The sequence below is a fragment of the Thermobrachium celere DSM 8682 genome, from assembly GCF_000430995.1.
Lineage (GTDB): Bacteria > Bacillota > Clostridia > Clostridiales > Caloramatoraceae > Thermobrachium > Thermobrachium celere.
The window spans coordinates 1,765,845-1,787,134 of record NZ_HF952018.1 but is presented as its reverse complement, the minus strand read 5'-3'; the positions used below and the strand labels follow the sequence as shown (position 1 = coordinate 1,787,134).

General features: G+C 31.1%; 19 protein-coding genes, 2 pseudogenes, 1 CRISPR repeat array and 1 riboswitch. Of the genes and pseudogenes, 15 read left to right on the top strand and 6 right to left on the bottom strand.

Annotated features, from left to right (window positions below):
- Window positions 1-5: 5 nt before the first annotated feature.
- The 6 genes from TCEL_RS09370 (at window position 6) to TCEL_RS09350 (ending at window position 6,564) form a co-directional block, all read left to right on the top strand.
- Complete coding sequence (locus TCEL_RS09370; protein WP_018663461.1) at window positions 6-914, top strand: type II secretion system F family protein; 909 nt, start codon at window positions 6-8, stop codon at window positions 912-914.
- 5 nt (window positions 915-919) lie between these two features.
- Window positions 920-1,261 (top strand): DUF192 domain-containing protein, encoded by a 342-nt coding sequence (locus TCEL_RS09365; RefSeq protein ID WP_018663459.1) that lies wholly within the window; start codon window positions 920-922, stop codon window positions 1,259-1,261.
- Between the two features lie 134 nt (window positions 1,262-1,395).
- Entirely contained in the window at window positions 1,396-1,923 is a 528-nt protein-coding gene (gene cas6 / locus TCEL_RS09360; protein ID WP_018663458.1) for a CRISPR-associated endoribonuclease Cas6, read from the top strand.
- On the top strand, window positions 1,923-2,132 hold the full coding sequence (locus tag TCEL_RS09355; RefSeq protein ID WP_018663457.1) for a CRISPR-associated endoribonuclease Cas6: 210 nt from the start codon (window positions 1,923-1,925) through the stop codon (window positions 2,130-2,132). Before cas6 ends, TCEL_RS09355 begins: the two co-directional genes overlap by 1 nt.
- A gap of 236 nt (window positions 2,133-2,368) precedes the next feature.
- Window positions 2,369-2,932: direct repeats of the CRISPR family, unit length 30 nt; unit sequence GTTTTAATCGGACCATATTGGAATTGAAAC.
- 947 nt (window positions 2,933-3,879) lie between these two features.
- The gene (locus TCEL_RS13545; RefSeq protein WP_018663455.1) at window positions 3,880-4,047 is read left to right on the top strand and encodes a hypothetical protein; all 168 of its coding nucleotides are present in this window, start codon (window positions 3,880-3,882) and stop codon (window positions 4,045-4,047) included.
- A gap of 249 nt (window positions 4,048-4,296) precedes the next feature.
- On the top strand, window positions 4,297-6,564 hold the full coding sequence (locus TCEL_RS09350) for a Piwi domain-containing protein (RefSeq protein ID WP_018663454.1): 2,268 nt from the start codon (window positions 4,297-4,299) through the stop codon (window positions 6,562-6,564).
- Window positions 6,565-6,698: 134 nt separating this feature from the next.
- On the opposite strand, the gene TCEL_RS09345 is transcribed toward TCEL_RS09350, so the two are convergent.
- From TCEL_RS09345 to TCEL_RS13535, 4 genes and pseudogenes are all read right to left on the bottom strand, one after another.
- Entirely contained in the window at window positions 6,699-7,598 is a 900-nt protein-coding gene (locus tag TCEL_RS09345; RefSeq protein WP_018663452.1) for an IS3 family transposase, read from the bottom strand.
- Window positions 7,592-7,909, bottom strand: a complete 318-nt coding sequence (locus tag TCEL_RS12875; protein WP_018663451.1) for a helix-turn-helix domain-containing protein — start codon at window positions 7,907-7,909, stop codon at window positions 7,592-7,594. The genes TCEL_RS09345 and TCEL_RS12875 overlap by 7 nt, the downstream gene beginning before the upstream one ends.
- Window positions 7,906-8,079, bottom strand: a pseudogene (locus TCEL_RS14405) (helix-turn-helix domain-containing protein); the annotation flags it as partial. The gene TCEL_RS12875 and the pseudogene TCEL_RS14405, both read right to left, overlap by 4 nt.
- A 54-nt stretch (window positions 8,080-8,133) precedes the next feature.
- Window positions 8,134-8,274, bottom strand: a complete 141-nt coding sequence (locus TCEL_RS13535; protein WP_018663449.1) for a transposase — start codon at window positions 8,272-8,274, stop codon at window positions 8,134-8,136.
- A gap of 174 nt (window positions 8,275-8,448) precedes the next feature.
- A riboswitch (purine riboswitch) is annotated at window positions 8,449-8,548 on the top strand.
- 92 nt (window positions 8,549-8,640) lie between these two features.
- Between TCEL_RS13535 and guaB the strand changes: the two genes are divergently transcribed.
- From guaB to TCEL_RS09300, 8 genes and pseudogenes are all read left to right on the top strand, one after another.
- Window positions 8,641-10,095, top strand: coding sequence for an IMP dehydrogenase (gene guaB / locus TCEL_RS09335; protein ID WP_018663446.1), 1,455 nt, complete (start codon window positions 8,641-8,643; stop codon window positions 10,093-10,095).
- 9 nt (window positions 10,096-10,104) lie between these two features.
- The gene (guaA, locus tag TCEL_RS09330; protein ID WP_018663445.1) at window positions 10,105-11,637 is read left to right on the top strand and encodes a glutamine-hydrolyzing GMP synthase; all 1,533 of its coding nucleotides are present in this window, start codon (window positions 10,105-10,107) and stop codon (window positions 11,635-11,637) included.
- Between the two features lie 128 nt (window positions 11,638-11,765).
- On the top strand, window positions 11,766-12,830 hold the full coding sequence (locus TCEL_RS09325; RefSeq protein WP_018663443.1) for a S66 family peptidase: 1,065 nt from the start codon (window positions 11,766-11,768) through the stop codon (window positions 12,828-12,830).
- A gap of 117 nt (window positions 12,831-12,947) precedes the next feature.
- Window positions 12,948-13,388: a MarR family winged helix-turn-helix transcriptional regulator gene (locus TCEL_RS09320; RefSeq protein WP_018663441.1), complete on the top strand. Its 441-nt coding sequence runs from the start codon at window positions 12,948-12,950 to the stop codon at window positions 13,386-13,388.
- Between the two features lie 32 nt (window positions 13,389-13,420).
- Window positions 13,421-15,148: an ABC transporter ATP-binding protein gene (locus TCEL_RS09315; RefSeq protein WP_018663436.1), complete on the top strand. Its 1,728-nt coding sequence runs from the start codon at window positions 13,421-13,423 to the stop codon at window positions 15,146-15,148.
- 1,679 nt (window positions 15,149-16,827) lie between these two features.
- Window positions 16,828-18,420 (top strand): annotated as a pseudogene (locus tag TCEL_RS09310) (ABC transporter ATP-binding protein); the annotation flags it as partial.
- 125 nt (window positions 18,421-18,545) lie between these two features.
- Entirely contained in the window at window positions 18,546-18,833 is a 288-nt protein-coding gene (locus TCEL_RS09305) for a type II toxin-antitoxin system Phd/YefM family antitoxin (RefSeq protein WP_018663434.1), read from the top strand.
- Window positions 18,826-19,131 (top strand): type II toxin-antitoxin system RelE/ParE family toxin, encoded by a 306-nt coding sequence (locus TCEL_RS09300; protein WP_018663432.1) that lies wholly within the window; start codon window positions 18,826-18,828, stop codon window positions 19,129-19,131. Before TCEL_RS09305 ends, TCEL_RS09300 begins: the two co-directional genes overlap by 8 nt.
- A 119-nt stretch (window positions 19,132-19,250) precedes the next feature.
- Here the strand turns inward: TCEL_RS09300 and TCEL_RS09295 are convergent, their stop codons facing one another.
- Both TCEL_RS09295 and TCEL_RS09290 read right to left on the bottom strand, forming a co-directional pair.
- The gene (locus tag TCEL_RS09295) at window positions 19,251-19,874 is read right to left on the bottom strand and encodes a hypothetical protein (RefSeq protein ID WP_018663430.1); all 624 of its coding nucleotides are present in this window, start codon (window positions 19,872-19,874) and stop codon (window positions 19,251-19,253) included.
- Window positions 19,875-20,049: 175 nt separating this feature from the next.
- The gene (locus tag TCEL_RS09290) at window positions 20,050-20,670 is read right to left on the bottom strand and encodes a hypothetical protein (protein ID WP_018663429.1); all 621 of its coding nucleotides are present in this window, start codon (window positions 20,668-20,670) and stop codon (window positions 20,050-20,052) included.
- A 186-nt stretch (window positions 20,671-20,856) separates the two neighbouring features.
- Between TCEL_RS09290 and TCEL_RS09285 the strand changes: the two genes are divergently transcribed.
- Window positions 20,857-21,290 (top strand): helix-turn-helix domain-containing protein (locus tag TCEL_RS09285; protein WP_040684009.1); only part of this gene is annotated, 434 nt, incomplete at its 3' end.

Sequence of the window (21,290 nt, the reverse complement as noted above, 5' to 3'; positions counted from 1 at the left end):
ATTTTATGCTTGCTTTGATATCAATAATAACCTTTCTATTTTCATTTACGGTTATATCTTTGCTCTTTCTTTATTTAGGAAGAGATAAGATAAACCTTAGAAACAGAATTGAAAAGATCAAAAGCGATATTAATGTGAATGAAATTGATGGTAAGTCCTTTTTAGAAAGAGCAGTATTTCCTTTATACAGTTTTTTATACAACTTTTTTATGAAATTTACACCTCAATATAAAATGCAGAGGTTAACAAAAAAAATTGAACTTGCTGGATATTCTAAAAATGATTTGGGAAAATGGATATTTACAAAGGCAGTGGCTACATCTATTTCGTTTTTATTATCCTTTATTATATTCGACCTTATTTCAAAAAGTATTTTAAAATCGTTAATTTTAGCCCTTTTAGTAGCTTTCTTAACCAGCTTTATTTATAACTTCAATCTTTCTAAAAAGATATACAGAAGGAAGAAGAATATACTTAGAGATTTACCATATGTATTAGACTTAATAACTGTAAGTGTTGAGGCAGGACTTTCATTTGATGGAGCACTAGCTAAGGTGACAGAGAATATAAGTGGAGAATTAAGTGATGAGTTTGCAAAAACATTGAAGGAGATAAGAATGGGTATTCAAAGAAAGGTAGCATTAAGGAATTTAAGTGAAAGATGTGAAGTAAAGGAGCTTTCAACCTTTGTTACATCTCTAATACAAGCTGATGAACTTGGAGTAAGTTTAGGTAAAGTTTTAAGGATTGAAGCTGCAAACCTAAGGGAACAGAGAAAACAGGCAGCAAGAGAAAGTGCAATGAAGGCACCTATAAAGATGCTCTTTCCACTTGTGTTTTTTATATTTCCTACAATATTTATTGTAATATTAGGACCTGCACTTATTAAAATATACAACTTCTTTTTAAGGTGATAATTATGAAAAAGCTTGTATGTAAAGATAAGGAAATATGTACTGTTTATTTTGCTGACAACTTTAAAGATAGACTTTTAGGATATATGTTTAGAAAAAAGCCTCATTATGAGGCGATACTTTTTAAACCCTGTAGCAGCATTCATACTTTTTTCATGAGATTTAAACTTGATGTTCTTTTTTTAGATAAAGATATGGTGGTTATAAAGAAAATAGAGAGGCTACAAAATGGAAAAATAGCCTACGAAAAAAAGGGTTACTATGTAATAGAGGCAGAAGAGGGAAGATTTAGTGATATTGAAGTTGGAGATAGATTAAAGATAGAAGATTTTTTTAAGAAGTCTTGATAAATATAAGACTTCTTTTTTATTAAACTTATAAATTGTTACAAAAAATTAATAAACACATTAAAGGATTTGGTTGATATGAGATAGAATAAAGAGAATGGCTGAGTATTTTTGGTATGTAGAAGGGGGATAATATGAGGATCAAGTTAATTTTAAATTCTAAGCAGGAACAGGAGATAAATATAAACTACAACTATTATATTTCATCTTTTATATACAGATGTTTAGAAGAAATAGATGAAGAGTTAGCAAATAGAATACATAATCGAGGATTTAAATGTAATGAAAAAAATTACAAAATGTTTACTTTTTCAAATTTATTTTTTGAAAACTATAAAATTCAAGGAGAAAAGATATTTTTTAGTGGAAATGTAAACCTTTTTATATCATCACCTGTGTCTAAAATCACAGAGTATCTTGTTAAGTGTATTCTTTTTAAGGATGAAGTAAGGATAGGACAAGCAATATTAAAACCAGTTAGTATATCAATACCTCCTATACCTCAATTTAAAGAAAGGATGGAATTTAGATCTATTTCTCCTATAACAATGTCAACAGCTTTATTAAAGGAGGATGGAAGGTTATTAAAAAGGGATTTATATATAAAAGATGAAAGGTTTATAGAAAATATAAAAAAAATATACTTGCAAAGTATGAAATAATGTATAACAAATTGCCAGATGATACAAGATTTGATATTACCTTTGAAAGGAATATACCAAAACTAATCCATTATAAAGATGGAATAAAGATAAAGGGATATTTAGTTGATTGTGAGATTACAGGAAATCCTGAACTTATAGAGGTAGCCTATGAATGTGGATTGGGTGATAGAAATAGTTTAGGTTTTGGTATGATTGCTTGTAAATAGAGTTAAAAATATAAGCTTTTTTTATCAAATATATAACTTCTTAAATTAAGTAATGAAGAAAATTAAGGAGTTTTAAATTAAGTTTAATATTGAAATTATGGAAAAAATAAGTTATATTAGTATATAGAGGAATAAAGTTTGTGAACCTCCTATGGATTTTAATCGACTGGAGGTTCCCGAAAAAAATAAGGGTTTTACATTATCACAACCCAGATAAAATGCGACTTCCCTAACGGGTTTTAATCGGACCATATTGGAATTGAAACCTACTATCACTTTCTCTAAATTTTCTCTTGTAAACTGTTTTAATCGGACCATATTGGAATTGAAACTTTCTTCAGACAGTTGCTCAATGCCAATTTCAAAAAAGTTTTAATCGGACCATATTGGAATTGAAACCTTCTTCTTTTGTATATGATAATGCAAAATAATAATGTTTTAATCGGACCATATTGGAATTGAAACCTAGCATTTCAATTTCGTTCATATATTCTTCTATCAGTTTTAATCGGACCATATTGGAATTGAAACTAAATTATTAAGTTTATCTATATTTTCTTGTGTAGGTTGTTTTAATCGGACCATATTGGAATTGAAACTTAGGCTTTAAAACTCTATACATTTCCTTTAAGCAAGCGTTTTAATCGGACCATATTGGAATTGAAACATATGCTTTGGTAATTTTTATATATATTTTCTAATTGGTTTTAATCGGACCATATTGGAATTGAAACCTAATTCAAATGTGTAAGGAAGTTTTTCTTTAGCTAGTTTTAATCGGACCATATTGGAATTGAAACTGGGCAGGAGAGTCGTTAATGGTAAGGGGGAAGCGAGGTATTTTAATCTAACAATATTGAATTTTAGATGTTACATTTAATTTGAAAGGTTTATATGTAGTGAATCAAAAACTGAACAATTTAAGATGAACTAAAATAAAAACCCCCTATTAGTGTTTAAAAAAATGCAAATAGGGGTTTATGTTGTTTTGCTTATTGTTAACATGTATTCTAGGGATAGACCCATATATAGGATGGAGATTAGGTATTATTATAGATGGTGTAATTGAATTATATTTTGTAAGTTGCTTCATGAAAATTGTATAAATGAATCATTAGAAATTTAAAATGTATTTAATGCTTTTAAATTAGTTTTATAGGATGGGGTATTTTATGTGTTCTAACAATTAGTATATGCTTCTTATATAAAGACTGCAGAAGCTTAATTCTACGAAAATCTAAAGTAGGCATATGAAGGGGTTAATGTGGTTGAATAATTAATTGAAAAGTGGCTTAAATAGTGCCACTTTTAGCGTTTTGTGGAAGTTTAGAAGGAATTTAAATTTGTTTTTTTTAGAATATATTATTAGAATAAACAACATATATAAAATAAACTATTTTATGGGTGGGGATAAATATGTGTGATACGCTGATTGCATTAAAAAACTCAACAAAAAATGGTTCTGTCATTTTTGGTAAAAACAGTTAACGAGTTTAAAAACATTTTAAGGTACCACGAAAAAGAAGAGAGGAACAAATTAAATGATTCAATGAAAAATATATATGCACGAAGGTAGCCTGATATCCAGTGAAACTACAGGAAGTATGATTGTAGAATTAATAAATGGAGAGATAAATATTTGGGCAACAGGTTCATCGATTCCCTGCCTTTCAATCTACATGCCTATGTGGTTTGTAAATTGTGATGTGTTATTTAAAGAAGAGGACATAGATATGGAAGTGGAATATTGGGAAAACAGAGGGAAAAGATTGAAGAGGTTGAGAAAGGAAGGGTAGATAAAGAAAGTTTTATAAAAAATAAAGATGAGCTTGAAAATAAATTAGATGAACTTGTATCCACAGCAAAGACAGAAAAAGACAAAATAGAAATAATGAAATACGCATGGAAACAATAAAAGTGTCACATAGTTGGAAATAAATCATTTAATTAAAGATACTATTCCATTTTGCTTTTGAAATAAAAAGCATCAAGGCATCAAGCAGTTTGCTTGATGTTTTTTATATATAATAAAGATTACATAAATTGAAAAAAATATAAATTATAGTATATAATATAAATGGATATTATGTAAATATATATAATAATATAAAATAAATGTATTAAACGTATATAAATGTATAATATAATGGAAAGGGGTTTTTTTATGGATTTTTGCTTAGAAATATTTAAATCAAATATTCCATTAAAAGAACAGGAATTTTATGAATATACTTTAAGTGCTGTGGGAAGTGTAGATAATTTTTATCAATTGTCAGGAAAAGCTGAATATGCATTATCTTCTCAAAATAAATTTAAGTTTGTTTCAAGGAAAGGAGATACTTACCTTTATTCATTAGAACAATTACAAAACATACCTCAAATAGAAGGAGTAAAAATAGAATTTACGGGATGTAAAAAATTAGACGTAAACAACTATAAAGAAGTATATTCAAATTTAATTGCATATCATATAAATAAAATTTTAAAACAAAAGAAGACTTTTGATGAAAAATCTAAAAAAAAAATTGAAAAGTATAAGATAAAATTAAAGAAAAGTATATATAATCCTGTTATGCTACAAAACGAAGGAGAAAAATATACGTCAATTATAAATGATGATGGGATAAGAGTATATAGAGTTTTCGATATAATGCCCTATATTGATGAAAACAGATATGCATATTTAAGGTGTGATATTAGACATGTATTTGAAAGTGAAAAAACAATTTATGATATGATGAAGGAAAATAAAAAGATTATAGGTTTAAAAGTTGACTATATATGGACTAATAACACAAATAGTACAGGTATAATTGAAGAAATTATTGATAAAACAATATCGGATAAACTAAGTGAATTGAAGGGTCAATCATTAATAGATTATTTTATAAATACAAACCAATCATATAGAGTTAATAAATTTACTGAAGAAGACAAAAAAGCAAATGTAATTAAAGTAAAGGGTTGTAATAAAAAGCCACTTTATTTTATACCACATTCTTTAAAACAAGTAATTGATAGAGAAAGTTTAAAAAAAATTGATAGTAAATTTTCGAGAGATATTGAAAAGTATATTAAAATGAATATGAATTATAGAATGAAAGTTCTAGCTGACTTTTTAGATGATATTGGATGTATAAAAGAGTTGGGAAATTTAAAATTTGATTTTAATTTATGTAGAACTTCAGAACTTGGATTTAAGGAAGGAAAAATTGAGAAGCCATATGTTTTAGTAGCAAATAAAGAAAAGATAAAAAATAAAAGAGATGTATTTAATAAAGGATATTTCAAGAAACCTAATAATAAGATAAGGGTTGCTGTAATGTGTCCAAAAGGTTATTTAGAAGAAACTAAGATGGCTTTTGAAAAAATAAGTAGCTTTAATACAAAAGGTTATATAAAAAATAAAGGAAAATTATATAAAAAAATTGAAATAGAAGGATTGTTGGATTTAGAAGAAACAAATATTTTTTATGAGTATAACATTGGGGATATTACTGAATATAAAAGAACTGCTTTGAATTTAATTAAAAATAATGAAAAAGTTGATTTGGTTTTATGTGTAATACCAAATGAACATGATGAAAATAATCCTTATTCTGAATTTAAAACAGTATGGGCTAAGTACAAAATACCATCTCAGATGATATGTGTAGACAGTATAAAAGTTATTAATGATTGCAGTAATATGAATAATTATAATGGACTTTATTATATAAACGAGATTTCTTTAGGAATGCTTGTTAAATCTGGAGGAGTTCCATGGATATTAGAGGAAATTACAGGAGATGTAGATTGTTTTATAGGATTAGATGTAGGTAATCCACAAAAAGGAATAAGATATCCATCATCCTCAGTATTATTTGATAAAAATGGTACATTTATAAATTATTTCAAACCTGAAATTCCACAGACTGGAGAAATTATTGTTGATAAAATATTACAAGAAATTTTTGATAATATAATATTAAGCTTTGAGACTAAATTTAATCAACCACCTAAACATATTGTTATTCATAGAGATGGATTTGCAAGAGAAGATATAAATTGGTATAAGCAATATTTTCAAAGTAAAAATATAAAATTTGATATAGTAGAAGTTAAAAAGCAAGGGGCAGTTAAATTTGCAACAAAGAAAGGAAATGTGTTCATAAATCCTGAAGCTGGATGTTATGTAACTAACGGACAATATGCTTATTTAGTTACCAACGATATAAAGCTAGGTTCTCCACGACCATTAAAAATAGAAAAGGTTTATGGTGATATACCGCTTGATGATATTGTAAAACAAATATATTATCTTTCAGAACTTCATGTTGGTTCATTTAAAAAGACAAGATTACCTGTAACTACAGAATATGCAGATAGAATTTCTAAGAATATTATGTATATACCATCAGGATGTTTGAGTGACAAACTTTTTTTTCTATAATTCCATAGTGTATGATATTATAATAAATTATTTGATTTTAAAAATTATCAAAATAATGTGAACTGCACCCTGTCAAGTAAACAGTTGAAAAATGTAAATCTTCTTCAAAGTGTCAATCGTTTGATTGACACTTTTTATGTATTTATATTGGATAGGTATTTCCTATATTCTAAAGGAGACATGCAGTTTAATCTTCTTTGGTATCTTTTGTTATTATAATATTCGATATAATCTTTAATAGCTATTTTTAATTCCTCAAATGTTTCAAATTTGCGTAAGTAATACATTTCAGCCTTAAGTATACCCCAAAAACCTTCCATTGGAGCATTATCTAAACAGCAACCAACTCGCGACATGCTTTGTTTCATTCCAACCTTATCTAGCTTTTCTCTGAATGCTTTGCTAGTATATTGAAAACCTCTGTCACTATGAACTAGAGGTTTTGCACCTGGATTTAATTTGATTGCAACATCAAAAGTCTCAAAAACAAGTGCATTGTTATTTGAGTGTCCAATAACATATGAAACTATATTTCTGTCTCCTAAATCTAATATTGCACTAAGATAAACCTTTTTACCATTACCATATATAAACTCAGTAACATCTGTTAGCCATTTCTCACACGTATTCTGTGCTCTAAAGTTTCTGTTTAGTATGCTTTCAGCAGTAATGTCAGGAGTAGATTTAATATAACGATATCTTTTTCTGCGACATACTGACTTTAAACCCATTAATTTCATCAATCTGTAAATGCGTTTATGATTTACTTTTAAATTATGTTCTCTTCTAATTTTAATAGTTATTTGGCGGTAGCCAAGTATTCCATCACGTTCTTCATAAGCTTCTTTTATTAATTCAATTAAATTTTCATTTTCAATTTCTCTTTTACTCTTTCTCGTTTTTAACCATTTATAATAGCTACTACGATGTATTCCTGCAATTTCACAAAGCTCACTTATGGAAGCTTTACCTTCCTCATTAAATATTTTTATTACAATATAAATGTTTTCATAGCTAACGCTATGATTTACCATCCCCTTTCTAATTCTCGCAATTTTTTTAAGAATTCATTCTCCAATTGTAATCTGCGATTTTGAGCTTCTAATAGCTTCTTTTCTGCTTTTAATTTTTCTATTTCAGACATTTCATTAATTGACTTTCTCTTGCCTCTTTTATCTTGTAAGGCCTCAACTCCGCCTTTTTCATACTTTTCAAGCCATCTACGAACTTGTTGATATGATACATTGTATTTTTTAGCTGTTTCTTTATAATTATGGTTATGCTCAACACAATATCTAACTATATCTATTTTCTGCTCAAAAGAAATAGTAGTTTTTTTGGTCATAATAGTTTTTCCCCCTGTCCTTTTTTAGAGAGCTTAATCCCCTTATGACCATTGTACTTCTTAATCCAACTCTGTAAAACACCATAAGAAGAAATATTATATTTTGAACATATCTCAAATTGAGATAAAGTGCTATTGAAATAATCTTCAACAGCCTTTATTTTTAATTCTGCTGAATATTTTTATTAGAATCTTTAATTATTAACTCTTTTGCTCCTTCTACTTTATATCCTTACCCAATTTAAAAATACCTTCTTATTTACACCAATCTCACGACATATTTGTTTTGCTGTCTTAATATTATTTAAATATTCTTCAACACTTTTAAGTCTTATATCAAAATCGTATACGCCTTTCTTTCTCATAAAAATATACTCCTCTCTATGGTAAACAGGTTTTACATTTTTAATCTGTCTACTATAAAGCGAGCATATCAGAGTATAGCATTAGGAAATCCACTGGAAAATTTCACATTTCACCTGGGTGGCACTTTTTGATCTTGACAAACCTTGCTAAAACCTATATAATACTTAAAAATAAATAAAGAATACATGCCTACTCATATAATCCCGATAATATGGTTCGGGAGTCTCTACCGGGGGCCGTAAACCTCCGACTATGAGTGAGGTTGCTTTGCGTTTGCATATTGCACTTCACTCATTTCTTTTTTGGGGAGCAATATGCTTTTTTGTTTCCCCTTAAGGGCATGTTGAAGGGGAGGAGGATTCTAAATGAAAATCTTAAAGCAAGCTTATACGTTTGATGATGTTCTATTAGTTCCACAAAAGTCAGATGTATTACCTAAAGATGTAGAGGTTTCAACATATCTTACAAAGAAAATAAAGCTTAATATTCCACTTATGAGTGCTGGAATGGATACAGTAACAGAGTCAAAGATGGCAATAGCAATGGCACGTGAGGGTGGAATAGGTATCATTCACAAGAACATGTCTATAGAAGAGCAGGCTCAAGAGGTAGATAGAGTAAAAAGGTCAGAACATGGAGTTATAACAGATCCCTTCTTCTTATCTCCAGAACACACAATAGAAGATGCAGATAGGCTTATGGCAAGATATAGAATATCAGGTGTTCCAATAGTTGAAGGCGGAAAATTAGTTGGAATTATAACAAACCGCGATATAAGATTTGAAAAGGACTATTCAAGAAGAATAAGTGAAGTTATGACAAAGGATAACCTAATAACAGCACCAGTTGGAACAAGTCTTAAGGAGGCAGAAGAAATATTAAGACGCCATAAGATAGAAAAGCTTCCACTTGTAGATGAAAATTATGCCCTAAAGGGCCTTATAACTATAAAGGACATCGAAAAGGCAGTGAAGTTCCCAAATTCAGCAAAGGATGAAAAGGGAAGACTTTTAGTTGGTGCTGCTGTTGGAGTAACTTTAGATACAATGGAAAGAGTAAAGGCACTTTACGAAGCAGGTGTTGATGTAATAGTTGTAGATACTGCCCATGGACACTCAAAGGGCGTTTTAGATACAGTATATAGAATTAAAAATGAATACCCAGAGCTTCAGGTGATAGGAGGAAATGTTGCAACTCAAGAGGCAACAAGGGATTTAATACTTGCTGGTGCAGATTGTGTAAAGGTTGGTATAGGACCTGGCTCAATCTGTACAACAAGAGTTGTAGCAGGAGTTGGTGTTCCACAACTTACAGCAGTTATGGACTGTGCAGAAGAGGCAGACAAGTACGGTATTCCAATAATTGCAGATGGAGGAATTAAATATTCTGGAGATATAGTAAAGGCTCTTGCAGCAGGTGCATCTGTTGTAATGATGGGTTCACTTCTTGCGGGATGTGAAGAGAGCCCAGGTGAAGAGGAAATATATCAAGGAAGAAGATTTAAGGTATATAGAGGAATGGGATCAATTGCAGCGATGCAAAAAGGAAGTAAGGATAGATATTTCCAACAGGACAATAAAAAGCTTGTTCCAGAAGGAGTGGAAGGAAGAGTTGCCTATAAAGGACCTGTTGCAGATACTATTTATCAATTAGTTGGAGGACTAAGAGCAGGTATGGGCTACTGTGGTGCAAGAAACTTAAAGGAACTTAAGGAAAAGGCTGTTTTTGTTGTTCAAACATCAGCAGGTTTAAGGGAGAGCCACCCACACGATATTTATATTACAAAGGAAGCACCAAATTATACAACAGATGCAAGGTAGGAGGTTAACATGAATAGAGAGCTTGTTTTAATAATAGATTTTGGAGGACAGTACAACCAGCTTATTGCAAGGCGTGTTAGAGAGTGTGGGGTATATTCTGAAATAGTACCATATACAGTTACAATTGAGGATATTAAAAGAAAGAACCCAAGTGCAATAATATTCACAGGTGGACCAAATAGTGTATATGAAGATGGAGCCCCAAGGGTTGATAGAGAGATATTTGAGCTTAATATTCCTATACTTGGAATATGCTATGGAATGCAACTTACTGCATTTATGCTTGGTGGAGAAGTTAAAAAGGCAGATAAGAGGGAGTATGGTAATACTACAGTTGTAGTGGATAGTAATAACGACCTATTTAAAAATATACCTAAAGAAAGTACTATGTGGATGAGCCATACAGACTATGTTGCAAATCTTCCAGAGGGTTTTGTAAATATAGCCTATACAGATTCCTGTATAAATGCGGCAATGGCAAATATAGATAAGAAGATATATGGTGTTCAGTTCCATCCAGAAGTTAAACATTCACAATATGGGTTTGATGTTATAAAAAACTTCTTGTTTAACGTATGTAACCTAAAAGGAGACTGGACAATGTCCTCCTTTATTGATGAAAAGATAGAGGAAATAAAAAGGACAGTTGGAGACAAAAAGGCAATATGTGCCCTATCAGGTGGAGTTGACTCCTCTGTTGCAGCCTTAATGGTTCATAAGGCAATTGGAAAGAACCTAACTTGTATATTTGTTGATCATGGCCTTTTAAGAAAGGGAGAGGCAGAGGAGGTTTATAATACATTTAAAGAAAAGTTTGATATGAACCTTATAATGGTCGATGCAAAGGATAGGTTTTTAGGAAAGCTTAAGGGAGTTACTGATCCTGAGAGAAAAAGAAAGATAATAGGTGAAGAGTTTATAAGGGTATTTGAAGATGAGGCAAATAGGATAGAAGGAGCAGAGTTTTTAGTTCAAGGAACTATATACCCAGACGTTGTTGAAAGTGGAACAGGAACATCAGCGGTTATAAAGAGCCACCATAACGTAGGGGGACTACCTGAGGATATGAAGTTTAAGTTAATCGAACCACTAAGGGAGCTATTTAAGGATGAGGTTCGAGAAGTTGGAAGACAGCTTGGACTTGCAGAAGAATTAGTTTCAAGACAGCCATTCCCAGGTCCTGGTCTTGCAATAAGGGTACTTGGTGAAGTTACAGAGGAAAAGCTTTCTATCTTAAAGGAAGCAGATTATATTGTAAGGGATGAAATAAAGAAGGCAGGGTTAGACAAAGAAATATGGCAGTACTTTGCTGTACTTCCTGATGTAAAGAGTGTTGGTGTAATGGGAGATGAGAGAACATATTCCCACCTTATTGCAATAAGGGCTGTGGAAAGTGTGGATGGAATGACATCTGATTGGTTTAAGATACCTTATGAAGTATTAGATAAAATATCAAGAAGGATTGTAAATGAAGTAAAGGGTGTAAATAGAATTGTATATGACATAACAAGCAAACCTCCTGCGACAATTGAATGGGAATAAAATAAAACTTGCAACCATATCAAATGTATCTGATATGGTTGCTTTTTATTTAAGATTAATTTTACGTCTTGTAAGAATATGGTTGATGTGATATTGTAATATTATTATAAAGCAATGGGGGTATGTATATGATAAAACCAAAGCCTCTCAAAAAGGGTGATAAAGTAGCAATAGTAAGCTTATCAAGTGGTATTTTAGGAGAAGATTTTGCAAGACATCAGCTTGAATTAGGAATTAAAAGATTAAGGGAGTTTGGATTAGAGCCAGTTTTTATGCCTAACGCATTAGAAGGGATAGAATATATAAAAAATCACCCAGAAGATAGGGCAAAGGATTTAAAGGATGCCTTCTGTGATGAAACAATAAAGGGTATTATATGTGCAATAGGCGGAGATGATACATATAAAACTTTGCCATATCTTTTAGAGGATAAGGAGTTTATTGATGCTGTTAAAAACAATCCAAAGATATTTACAGGATTTTCAGATACAACGGTTAATCATTTGATGTTTTATAAATTAGGGCTGGTAACCTTCTATGGACCAAGTTTTCTTACCGATATAGCTGAATTAGATAATGAAATGCTTCCATATACTAAAAGGGAGTTTATGAAGTATTTTAAAATGGAAGATGAGTATATTATAGAGTCAAGTGATGTATGGTATGAGGAAAGAAGGGATTTTTCAAAAAATCAATTGGGTGTAAGTAGAATTAAACATATAGAAAAAAGAGGGTATGAAGTGCTGCAGGGTAAGGGAAAGGTTAGAGGAAGGTTTTTAGGTGGATGTTTAGAAAGTATTTATGATATATTAACTAATGATCTATATAAAAAAGTATGTGATAAATATGAGCTATTCCCTAATATATATGAATGGAAGGATAAAATATTATTTATTGAAACCTGTGAGGAGAAACCAGATCCAGAGCTTTTTGAAAAGGAATTACTTGCACTAAAACATAAAGGTGTATTTGATGTTATAAGTGGAATTATTGTAGGAAAGCCACAAGATGAAACATACTATGATGAATATAAGGAAGTTTTTTATAAAGTTATAGATAACAAGGATTTACCTATTTTATATAATGTAAACTTTGGACACGCATACCCAAGGTGTATAATACCCTATGGAGTTGAAGCAGAGATTGATTTAGATAGGAAAGTAATAAAATACTATAACCCATACCAAATATAATTGGTATGGGTTATAGTTAATTTTCTACTTGACAGTTAGACGTCTAACTATTATTATAATAATTGTTAGACGTCTAAATAATTTTATTATATATACAAAAGTGAAAGGGGAATAAAAATGGACTTTTGTAATATTGAAGGTGTATATCAATCCTTCATAAAGGTTATTAAGGTACATCACCAGTACCTACATATCATACTTGAAAAGCTTGATTTATACCCAGGTCAACCACCTTTACTTTTTACCTTATACAAAAATGATGGGCTGAGCCAAAGAGAGATTGCAGATAAACTTCACATAAAGCCTGCAACAATTACTGTAATGCTGACAAGGATGGAAAAGGCAGGACTAATTACAAGAAGGCAAGACGAAGAAGACCAAAGAATATCAAGGGTTTATTTAACCCAAAAGGGAAGAGAAATGTGTGAAGAGTTAAAAAAGGTTATGGCAGATTTGAACGAGAAGTGTTTTGGAAACTTCACGGAGGATGAGAGGGAGATTTTTAAAAAACTCTTAGAAAAGATGGCAGAAAATATAGAAAAGGCAAAGGACAAGTAATTTGAATAAAAAATGTTAGGAGATGATAGGCTGTGTTAAGACTTTATAAGTTCCTAAAACCATATACTTTGATGATTATTGGTGTATTTTTCTTTGTAACTTTACAATCTTTAGGTGATTTGTATCTTCCAACTCTTATGTCAAACATAATAAACGAAGGAGTTATGAAGGGTGATACTAAAAGAATACTTGAAATCGGAGGCTTGATGCTTTTAGTGGCAGGGGTTGGAGTTATCTGTTCTGTTATTGCAAGCTTCCTTTCTGCAAAGGTTGCAGCAAACCTTGGTACTATCTTAAGAAGTAAGGTTTTTAGGAGAGTTGAGAGCTACTCATTAAGTGAATTTGACAAGTTTGGAACTGCGACTTTAATTACAAGAACAACAAACGATATTACACAAATTCAAACAGTTACAATTATGATAATGCGTATGATGATAAGTGCACCTATTATGGCAATAGGGGGACTTATTTTGGCCTTAAGAAAGGATAGACCGCTTACACTTGTTCTTGCTGTTGCAATACCTGTACTAGCTTCGGTTGTAGCAATAATAGCATCAAAGGTTATACCTCTATTTAAACTTGTTCAAGTAAAGATTGATAAAATAAACCTTGTTCTTCGTGAAAAGCTTACAGGAATTAGAGTAATTAGAGCCTTCAATACTGTAGAATTTGAGAAGAAAAGATTTGATGAGGCAAATGTTGACTTAACAGAAACTTATATTAAAGTAAACAGAATAATGGCATTTATGATGCCGTCTATTATGCTTGTTATGAACTTTACATCTCTTGCAATTCTTTGGTTTGGAGGAATACGAATAAGCAAAGGAAGTATGGACTTAGGTGCCCTTGCAGCCTTTACGCAATATGCAATGCAGATTATGTTCTCAATGCTTATGCTTGCTATGATGTTTATAATGGTACCTCGTGCGCAAGCGGCAGCAACAAGAATAAATGAGGTTCTTGATACAATGCCAAAGATAAAGGATGCAGAAAAAACAGTAGATACATTTACAGGTAGGGGATACTTAGAATTTAGAGATGTAACCTTCAGCTATGAAGGAGCAGAAGAACCTGCACTAAAAAATATATCTTTTGTTGCAAAACCAGGTGAGGTTACAGCAATAATAGGAAGTACAGGTGCAGGTAAATCAACATTAGTAAATCTTATTCCAAGATTTTATGATGTAGATAGTGGAAGCATACTTATTGACGGTGTAGATATAAGAGAGATGAGCCAAGAGACACTAAGAAAGAAGATAGGATTAGTTCCTCAAAAAGCTGTACTGTTCTCAGGTACAATTGCAGACAATATAAGGTTTGGTAAAGAAGATGCAACGGATGAAGAAATAAGGCATGCAGCAGAAGTTGCACAGGCACTTGAGTTTATTGAAAGTATGGATGGAGGATTTGACCACGAAATTTCACAGGGTGGTACAAATGTATCTGGTGGACAAAAGCAACGTCTTTCAATTGCTCGTGCACTTGTTAGAAAGCCTGAAATATATATCTTTGATGATAGTTTCTCAGCCCTTGATTTTAAGACAGATGCAAAGCTAAGGGCAGCACTTAAAAAGGAAACAAAGGATGCAACAGTTATAATAGTTGCCCAAAGAGTTGCAACTATTATGGATGCAGATAGGATAATTGTTTTAGATGAAGGTAAGATTGTTGGAATGGGAACCCATAAGGAACTTTTAGAAAAGTGTGATGTGTATAGAGAAATTGTTTCATCACAGCTTTCAGAGGAGGAAATAGCATGAATCAAAATAGAGGAATGAATAGACCAATGGGAAGAGGCGGCGGTCCCATGGGAGGACTTGCTAGACCTGTAGAAAAGCCCAAGGATTTTAAGGGGACATTTAAAAGACTCTTAGGCTACCTAAAACCCCACAGACTAAATTTAATAATAGTTCTTATATTTGCAATTGCAAGCACAACCTTTACCATAGTTACTCCTAAAATATCAAGTAAAGCACTAAATAAACTACAGGATGCCTATATGTCACGTAAAATGCTAAGTGAAATGGCAAAGGGACAAAATGAAGCAGTAAATCAATTAAATGAGAAGATGGGCGATGTCCAAAAGGAAGTTGTAGATAAAATAGTTAATCAGATGGCAGATGGACAAAAGAAGGCAGTAGAGCAGATAACCAATAATATGGCTGATGCTCAGGAGAAGGCAGTAGATGAAATGTACAAGGGCATAGCCATTCAACTACATCAGGGAGTTGCAACTGGACAGAAGGCTGCTGTTGATAATATAACTCAACAAATGGGAAAGGTACAGAGAAATTTAGTTTTAAGTATTAATCAGCAGATGAGTAGTATGCAGCAGATGCCACAGGGTGGACAGATGCCTCCAATGGATCCTAAGATGCTTGAGGCTATGCAAAAATTAATGAAGCTTCCAATGATTGATACAATAACCGATAGACAAAAGAAGATTGAAGTTACTCTAGAGTTTATAGAAATCCTTCAAAATATGCCTAATGGACAAATAGATCAAAAGTCACTTGCTACAACAAAGGAGATATTAAGCCTTCCGCTACTTGAAAATGTAAAAAATCCAAATGAAAAGATAAATATAATTAAGAAGTTTTTAAGTTTATCAAAGAATATGCCATCTCAAGGGCAAGGTATGTCAATGCAGCTTGACGAAAAGACATTAAATAAGGCACTTTCAAAAATACCTGAGATAAAAAATTTCAATACAACTTCAAGTTCTACAAAAAATAAAATGGATAAAAAGACAATGGATGCAGCTCAAAAACTATTAAAGCTTCCATTGATAAAGGATATAAAGGATCCTGTAGAGAAGAAAAAGACTCTGATTGAGCTTATTGATATATTTAAAAGTATGCCAAATACTTCAGGCTCCCAAAGTAAGATTAATGCAGCTGACTTAAATACAGTTAAAGAATTATTATTACTACCTGACATTAGCAGTATAAAGGATGAAAAGGAGAAGAAACAAACAACTATTAAGTTGATTGATATTTACAGCAAGATGCCTAACATGAATAATGAAAATACTTCAAATGAAATGATGGATAGTGAGCAGCTAAAGCTTGTAAAAGAATTACTTGAGCTTCCAATGTTAAACACAATAAAGGATGCCGATTATAAGGCAAAGGTTTTAAACAATATGCTTGATATATTTGGCAAGATGCCAGAGATGAAAACAGACAATGCTGATTCTAAGAATAAATTTGATACAAAGAGCATAAAGGCAGTTCAGGAGTTTTTGGCCTTACCAAAATTAAGCACACTTACAAGTGCAGATGAAAAGGCTGATGTAGCAAAGAAGCTTTTAGAATTAAGTAAACAAATGCAAAACACAATGGACAATGCTCCAAAGAGCCCTAAAGAAAACATAGAGTTTACAGATGAGCAGATAAATGCAGTAATAACTGCAATAAGAGAAACAAATGGAGAGTATGATTTTAAATATATAGGCAAAATAGCGTTAATTCTTATTGCTCTTTATATAATAAGTGCCCTATTTAGTTTAACTATGGGACTTGTAATGTCTGGCGTTGCACAAAAGACAGTGCGTGATTTAAGAAGAGAAGTTGATGAAAAGCTTGCAAGACTCCCACTTAAGTATTTTGATACACATCTACACGGTGACATACTAAGCCGTATTACAAATGACGTTGATACAATTGCAACAACATTGCAACAGAGCTTAACTCAGATGATTACATCTGTAATTACTATAATTGGCTACATTATAATGATGCTTACAATAAGTCCAACATTGACACTAATTGTTCTTGCAACAATGCCTCTTTATATTATTTCTACCATGTTTATTGCAAAGAAGTCACAAAAATACTTTGCAATGCAACAAAAGGAACTTGGAGATTTAAGTGGACACGTTGAGGAGATGTATACAGGCCATAAGATTGTAAAGGCCTTTGGACGTGAAAAGGACTCAATAGAGCATTTTGAAGCTATAAACATAAGGTTAAGAGATGCCAGCTGGAGAGCTCAATTTATATCAGGTATAATGTTCCCACTTATGAACTTTATAAGTAACCTTGGATATGTGGGAATAAGTATAGTAGGTGGAATATGGATAACAAAGAGCCGTCTTGGTATTGGGGACGTAATAGCCTTTATACAATATTCAAGATCCTTTACAATGCCAATTGTACAAACAGCTAATATAGCAAATGTTATACAATCAACAATTGCCTGTGCTGAACGTGTATTCCAAATATTAGATGAAGAAGAGGAAATTCCAGATAGCAAGGATGCTGTTGTAATTGAAGAACCTAAGGGAGAAGTAAAATTTGAAAATGTTTCCTTTAGGTATAAGGAAGATGTTCCATTAATAGAAGATTTAAATTTAGAGGTAAAACCAGGACATACAATTGCTATTGTTGGACCTACAGGTGCAGGAAAAACAACATTAGTTAACCTGCTTATGAGATTCTATGAAATCAATTCAGGTAGAATAACTATAGATGGTGTGGATATAAGGGACATTAAGCGTAGTGAACTTAGAAAGATGTTTGGTATGGTTCTTCAGGATACTTGGCTCTTTAATGGAACAATTAAGGATAATATAGCCTACGGAAAAGAAGGGGCAACAATGGAAGAGATAGTAAGGGCAGCAAAGGCAGCCCATGCAGACCACTTTATAAGAACTCTACCCCATGGATATGATACAGTAATTAATGAAGAGGCAACAAACATATCACAGGGACAAAAGCAGCTACTAACAATTGCTCGTGCAATACTTCACGATCCTAAGATACTAATTCTTGATGAGGCAACAAGTAGCGTAGACACAAGAACAGAAGTTTTAATCCAAAAGGCTATGGCAAATCTTATGAAGGGAAGAACAAGCTTTGTAATAGCCCACAGACTTTCTACAATACGCGATGCTGAGCTTATAATAGTTATGAACAAGGGAAGAATCATTGAAATGGGCAACCACAAAGAACTGATTGCAAAAGGTGGATTCTACGCAGACCTATATAACAGCCAATTTGCAAATGAAAATGAGGATGAGGCAGTATAAAATAAGGCAGATGTGCTATTTATTTAGCACATCTGCCTTATGTACTTTAAATATATTACTGTTATGATTGTGTTTTTATCAATATAATGATAAAATTATGATAAAATAAATATAGAGGTGATAATATGCCACATATAAGACCAATATCGGATTTAAGAAATAATTTTGCTGAGATATCAAAAATTGTTCACGAATTGAAAGAACCTGTATTTTTAACAAAAAATGGTTATGGAGATATGGTTGTGATGAGTATTGAAACATATGAAAAAAAGCTTTTTGAAAGTGAAATTTACTTTAAACTTAAAGAGGCTGAACTTCAAGCTAAACAAACAGAAAAAAGATTTTCTCATGAAGAAGTTTTTAGTAGTTTAAGAAAAAGTGTTTTAGATAAGGTGGAAGAAGACAATGTATGAAATAAGATATCTGCCCTTGGCTGTTAAAGATTTAGAAGAAATTGTTTCATATATTACAAACGAATTAAAATCACCAAAAGCAGCAATGGACTTAATTGACGAGATGGATTCGTCCATTTCAAGACTTAAAAAATTTCCATATTCATGTAGAGTTTATTATCAAGAAAGAGAATTTGAAAATGAGTATAGAGTATTGCCTGTAAAGAATTATTTAATATTTTATGTTGTTAAAGAAAATATTGTAGAAGTTCATAGGATATTATATTCAAAGATGGATGTAACTTGTATTATTAAATAGGCAGATATTTTAAATCAAGTTTTTTAATGATAGATAATGGTTCTTAAAAAAGAATTTAAATTTAATAGATTTATATGTAAAGTAAAAATAGCCATATCTAAAAGATATGGCTAATTAATTTATATTAAAGAAATAGCTTCGAGCAAATCTTGAAGTTTTGTGTAATGAACTTGAATTATTTTTTTGTCTGATGGTATATTTAACAACTGGCATAATTTTGGAAAATGTACATAGTTACTTGGTGTTTTAAAATGTTGTAAATTGCTAATAAATATATATTCATTACGAGGGCAATTAGATGGCCCTAAAATATATTTAGGATGACTCAATGATTGAACATAATCGTATACATGCATTGACTGATTACCTATTATTCCAACAGCAAAATAGAAAATCAAATTGTCATTTTTATAAAAGTTTGCATGTTTATTAGTATTTACTTTTATACCTGGTATAAGGTTTAGATTATAAAAGAATGCTATGGTAGCAAATCTTGCATCATTACTTAAGTAGGAAAGTTGGCTCCTAAAATCCCAAGAAATAGATGATTGTGAGTTCATTAAAAAACCGTTTGTAAGTTTTTCAAGTTCTTCATCTGTAGGTTTATATCCTGTTTTATAGATGTTAGATATGAAAATAGATTCTATATATTTGCTTCTAGTAAGTTGCAAAGCTTGAGCCTGTTTATCCATAATATTTAGTATGGCTGATGTAAAGTTAATTGGTCTTGGAATTTTTCGCATTAATATCACTCCTTATTGGTATTTACTATATGTATATTAAAATAATATTGATTTTAGAACTATTAAATTAATATTGTTTTGCATTATTTAGATATATTAATTATCGTTACTACTTTTATTAATAGGCTTAAGAATTAAGTTGCGCAGCCATATAAAGATATATGGCTGCGAGTTTTTATATTAAAGAAACTGCTTTAAGTATATCTTCAAGTTTTGAATAATGAACTTTTATTACCTTCGTATTGCAAGGTAAATTTAGTAAATTAACCAAGTTATTGAAATATATATTGTTTTTGTAGCGACTTGAATTAGTAATAAAGATATATTCATTTTCAGGATTTTCTTTTGGGCCAAGAGTTTCAGTTGAATTGATGTATTTATATAACTTTTTACATCCATTGCAAGGAATAATACACTTAAATAAGAATTGGCCTCTTTTATAAATATTTGCGTAAGACTTAGCAATCATTTTTATATCTGGTATAATTTTTAAACCATGTATGAAAGCAATAGTTGCAAATGGAGCATTATTACCTAATATCAAAATTTTTTCCCTAAAACTCCTACTTGTTGTTGATCTTTGATTGGTGGAATTTGAAGGCATTGTGGATTTACCGTATAATGTAATGCCATTTAGCATATTCTTAAGTTCATCATTTGTAGGTTTGTAACCTAACTCATAAAGTTTAATAATAATAATAGATTCAATATATTTATCTGGAGTGATTCCTGATGTTTGTGCTTGGTTAATAATTATGTTGGATAAATGTGATGATAGATTGATTGATAAAGTCATTTACTCCCCACCTCTTATTTAGTATTTATTTTATATATATTAAACAAATATAAATTTTAGAACCTTATAATTTGTACTATATGGGTTCATTGTAAAATTAAATGCAACAGATAAAAAATATTAAAACCATAGTGAAAATCATGTATGATATAGGTGTCAAATCCAAACATACAGGAGGTTTTCACTATGGTTGATAAAATTAATTCTAACACAACTGTACGTTCTTTTAAACACCTAAATAGCTATGAGCGTGGAGAAATTTATGCATTACTAAAAGAAGGTAAAAGTATTCGCTATATTGCTAAAAAATTAGGACGTAGTCCAAGTACTATCTCCCGTGAAATTAAACGTGGTACTACCTTACAGCTTAAAAGTGATTTATCTACATTTACAAGTTATTTCCCTGAAACAGGTCAGGCTGTATATGAAAATCATCGCTCAAATTGCGGAGCAAAAATTAAAATAGCTACAGCCGAAGCTTTTATAAAGTATGCAGAAACAAAAATTCTTAAAGATAAATGGTCCGTCGATGCTGTAGTAGGTTATTGTAAAAATGACCCTGCTTGGAAGGATAAATATATTGTTTCTACTAAAACATTGTACAACTATATTGATAAAGG